Raw genomic sequence first — 3,902 nt, 5'->3', positions numbered from 1 at the left:
TGGGGTAACACAAGCGCTGAGCGCCAACCACTATTCTTTCTCCATGTCCGATTCCCAGCCCCTGCTTTTTTCCCTCGCCGACGGCGTCGCCACGTTGACCTTCAACCGGCCGGCCGTCTTCAACAGCGTCAACCGCGAAGTGGCCCTGGCCCTGCAAGACCGCCTGCGCCAGTGCCAGGCCGATGCCAGCGTGCGCGCCGTGGTGCTCACGGGCACGGACCGCGCCTTCTGCGCCGGCCAGGATTTGGCCGAAATAACCGGTCCCAACGCCCCCGACGTGGCCGAAATAGTGGAGAAGCTGTATAACCCCATTGTGCTGCTCATCCGCGAGCTCGACAAGCCGGTGATAGCCGCCGTAAATGGCGTAGCCGCCGGCGCGGGGGCCAACCTGGCCCTGGCCTGCGATGTAGTAGTAGCCAAAGAATCGGCCTCGTTTATTCAGGCGTTCAGTAAGATAGGTTTGGTGCCCGACAGCGGCGGTACGTACTTCCTGCCGCGCCTCGTGGGTTTGCAGCGCGCCAGCGCCCTCATGCTGCTCGGCGACAAGGTGAGCGCCGCCGACGCCGTGCAGATGGGTATGATTTACAAAAGCTTCGCCGACGACGCCTTCGACCAGGAAGTAGCCGTGCTGGCCCGCAAGCTCGCCGACCTACCCACCAAGGGCCTGGCTTACACCAAGCACCTGCTCAACCGCACCTTCGGCAATGATGTAGCCCAGCAGCTGCGCGCCGAGGGCGACTACCAGCTGCGCGCCGGCAACACCGCCGACTACCGCGAGGGCGTGGCGGCTTTCATGGAAAAGCGCCAGCCTACTTTCACGGGGATGTAGCTTGGACTTTGTAGTCCGAGCGCGAGCGCAGCTCGCATCTACGTTAGCATAAATTATCCCGACGTTCCCAAACGCGGGAGGCGAGCTGCGCTCGCGCTCGGACCACAAAGTCCAAGTACACTGAATTCAACCATGCAACAACTAACCATCGGCATCATCGGCAGCGGGGCAATGGGCGCGGGCATCGCGCAAGTGGTCGCCACCGCCGGCCACCCCGTGCGCCTGCTCGACCAAAACGCCAGCGCGCTCGAAAAAGCCACGGCCAGCATCGCCGCCAGCCTACGCAAGCTGGCCGACAAAGGCAAGCTAACCCCCGAAGCCGCCGACGCGGCCGTAGCCCGCCTGCACCCTACTACCGCGCTGGCCGATTTTGCCGATTGCGGCTTAGTCATCGAGGCCATTGTGGAAGACCTGGCGGTGAAGCAGCAGGTTTTCAAGGAAGTAGAAGCCGTGGTGCCGGCCGGGTGCTGGCTGGCCAGCAATACCTCTTCGCTCTCCATCACGGCCATTGCGGCGGCGTGCCAGCGGCCTGAGCGGTTTGTGGGCATCCACTTCTTCAATCCCGCGCCGCTCATGCAGCTGGTCGAAGTCATCCCGGCCGTGCAAACCCGCGCCGGGCTGGCTGAGGAGGTGCGGGCGCTGGTAGCCAGCTGGGGCAAGCGCCCGGTGCTGGCGCAGGATACGCCCGGCTTCATCGTGAACCGCGTGGCGCGGCCGTTCTACGGCGAGGCCATCCGCATTTTGGAAGAGGGCCTGGCCGACGCCGCCACCATCGACTGGGCGCTGACCGAGCTGGGCGGCTTCCGCATGGGGCCGTTTGCGCTGATGGATTTTATCGGCCATGACGTTAATTATCGGGTGACGGAGTCTGTCTTCACGGCCTTTTTCTACGACCCGCGCTACCGGCCATCCTTCACCCAGAAGCGGCTGTTTGAGGCCGGCTACTACGGCCGCAAAACGGGGCGCGGCTTCTACGACTACGCGCCCGGCGCGGTGCTGCCCGCGCCCACCAAAGACGCGCAGCTCGGCACCGCCATTCTGCACCGGGTGCTGGCCATGCTCATCAACGAGGCGGCCGAGGCGCTGTATTTGCGCGTGGCCGCGGCCGCGGACCTGGAACTGGCCATGACTACCGGCGTCAACTACCCCAAAGGCCTGCTAACCTGGGCCGACGAACTAGGCCCGGCGCAGGTGCTGGCTACCCTCGATGGCCTCTACCACGAGTACCACGACGACCGATACCGCGCCAGCCCGCTGCTGCGCCGGCTGGCCCGCGACCACCAGTTTTTCTTAGCCCATGAGCCTGCCCACGCCCGCTCCTAACCAGCCGGCCGAAGCCGTGAAAGACCTGATGCTGCGGCACGATACCTTCAGCCAGCTGTTGGGCTTAGAGGTCGAAGAGGTCGGCCCTGGCTACTGCCGCCTGCGCTTTGTGGTGCGGCCCGACATGCTCAATGGCTTTGGCTCGCTGCACGGCGGGGCCACGTTTGCGGCGGCCGACACGGCGTTTGCCTTCGCCTGCAACAGCCACGGCCGCCAGAGCGTGGGCCTCACCGTGACGGTCGATTACCTCGAAGCGGGCCGGCTCGGCGACCGCATCACGGTGGAAGCCCGCGAGGAAAGCCTCAAGCACAAAGTCGGCGTGTACCAGGTGCGCGTCGTCAACCAAAATGGGGTAGTGCTGGCCTTGTTCAAAGGCACGGCCTACCGCACGAGCAACGAGATTTTATAATTTTAGCGGTTAGCCGTTAGCTATTAGCTGTCAGCTTTTTCTGGCGGTTAAGGCCAGCAGCTAACAGCTGATAGCCAACAGCTAAAAAAATGACTTCAGCCTATATCATCGACGGCATCCGCACGCCCATCGGCAACTTTGGCGGCCCGCTCGCCGCCGTGCGCCCCGACGACCTTGCCGCCCACACCATCCGCGAACTGCTGCGCCGCAATGCCAGTGCTGACCCCGCCGCCGTGGCCGATGTACTACTGGGCTGCGCCAACCAGGCCGGCGAAGACAACCGCAACGTGGCCCGCATGGCGGCGCTGCTGGCCGGCCTGCCGCCCACCGTGCCCGGCGAAACGGTAAACCGCCTTTGCGCCAGTGGTTTGTCGGCGGGCATCGCGGCGGCCCGCGCCATCCAGAGCGGCGACGGCGACTTGTTCGTGGCGGGTGGGGTAGAGAGCATGACCCGCGCCCCGTTCGTGATGTCGAAGCCTTCGAAGGCCTTTGGCACCGATTCGCAGATGCACGATTCCAGCTTCGGCTGGCGCTTCATCAACCCCGCCATGCAAAGTCAGTACGGCACCGATGCGATGGGCGAAACCGCCGAAAACCTGGTCGACCAGTACGGCATCAGCCGCGCCGACCAAGACGCCTTTGCGCTGGCCTCGCAGCAGAAGGCCGCCGCCGCGCAGCAGCGCGGCCGGCTGGCGCAGGAAATCGCGCCCGTGCCCATTCCGCAGCGCAAGGGCGAGCCCGTGCTCTTTGCCGAAGACGAGTTTCTAAAGCCCGCTACCACGCTGGACGGGCTGGCCGCCTTGCGCCCCGCCTTCCGCAAAACCGGCACCGTCACGGCCGGCAATGCCTCGGGTCTCAACGACGGGGCCGCCGCCCTGTTACTGGCTTCGGAGGAAGGCATCAAGCGTCACAACCTTACGCCTAAAGCCCGCATCGTGAGCATGGGCGTGGCGGGTGTCGAGCCGCGCATCATGGGTATCGGGCCGGTGCCAGCCACGCAGCAGGCCCTCAACAAAGCCGGTCTGACGCTGAATGACATTGACATTATCGAACTGAACGAAGCCTTCGCCGCGCAGTCGCTGGCCTGCATCCGCGCGCTGGGCTTGGCCGACGACGACCCGCGCCTCAACCCCAACGGCGGAGCCATTGCGCTGGGCCACCCGCTGGGCATGAGCGGCGCGCGTCTGCTCAGCACGGCCGCTCTGGAGCTGCACGCGCAGCAGAAGCGCTACGCACTCGTGACGATGTGCATCGGGGTAGGGCAGGGCTACGCCGTGATAATTGAGCGCGTGTGAACCTCACCCCCCGGCCCCCTCTCCAAAAAAGAGGGGGAGCCGACCG

At 65.1% G+C, this 3,902-nt stretch carries 4 protein-coding genes; all 4 read left to right on the top strand.

Annotation, left to right across the window (positions count from 1 at the left end; genetic code table 11):
* Positions 1-43 precede the first annotated feature (43 nt).
* The 4 genes from VFO93_RS13845 to pcaF all read left to right on the top strand — a co-directional run bounded on the left by VFO93_RS13845 (position 44) and on the right by pcaF (position 3,856).
* A complete protein-coding gene (locus tag VFO93_RS13845) occupies positions 44-829 on the top strand; it encodes an enoyl-CoA hydratase-related protein (protein WP_325134974.1) in 786 nt (261 codons plus the stop codon).
* A 132-nt stretch (positions 830-961) separates the two neighbouring features.
* Positions 962-2,152 carry a 3-hydroxyacyl-CoA dehydrogenase NAD-binding domain-containing protein gene (locus VFO93_RS13840; RefSeq protein WP_325134973.1) on the top strand — a complete coding sequence of 397 codons (1,191 nt, stop codon included), beginning with the start codon at positions 962-964 and terminating at the stop codon, positions 2,150-2,152.
* The gene (gene paaI, locus VFO93_RS13835) at positions 2,127-2,561 is read left to right on the top strand and encodes a hydroxyphenylacetyl-CoA thioesterase PaaI (RefSeq protein ID WP_325134972.1); all 435 of its coding nucleotides are present in this window, start codon (positions 2,127-2,129) and stop codon (positions 2,559-2,561) included. The genes VFO93_RS13840 and paaI overlap by 26 nt, the downstream gene beginning before the upstream one ends.
* Positions 2,562-2,650: 89 nt before the next feature.
* Positions 2,651-3,856 carry a 3-oxoadipyl-CoA thiolase gene (gene pcaF / locus VFO93_RS13830; protein ID WP_325134971.1) on the top strand — a complete coding sequence of 402 codons (1,206 nt, stop codon included), beginning with the start codon at positions 2,651-2,653 and terminating at the stop codon, positions 3,854-3,856.
* Positions 3,857-3,902 lie beyond the last annotated feature (46 nt).

Source organism: Hymenobacter sp. (assembly GCF_035709525.1).
Taxonomy (GTDB): domain Bacteria; phylum Bacteroidota; class Bacteroidia; order Cytophagales; family Hymenobacteraceae; genus Hymenobacter.
The sequence above is the reverse complement of the archived record's forward strand: the minus strand, read 5'-3'. Positions and strand labels throughout refer to the sequence as shown.

Bases quoted from the DNA above. Each gene is read 5' to 3' on its own strand.
- VFO93_RS13845 (WP_325134974.1), top strand. From the start codon at position 44: ATGTCCGATTCCCAGCCCCTGCTTTTTTCCCTCGCCGACGGCGTCGCC.
- paaI (WP_325134972.1), top strand. From the start codon at position 2,127: ATGAGCCTGCCCACGCCCGCTCCTAACCAGCCGGCCGAAGCCGTGAAA.
- pcaF (WP_325134971.1), top strand. From the start codon at position 2,651: ATGACTTCAGCCTATATCATCGACGGCATCCGCACGCCCATCGGCAAC.
- VFO93_RS13840 (WP_325134973.1), top strand. From the start codon at position 962: ATGCAACAACTAACCATCGGCATCATCGGCAGCGGGGCAATGGGCGCG.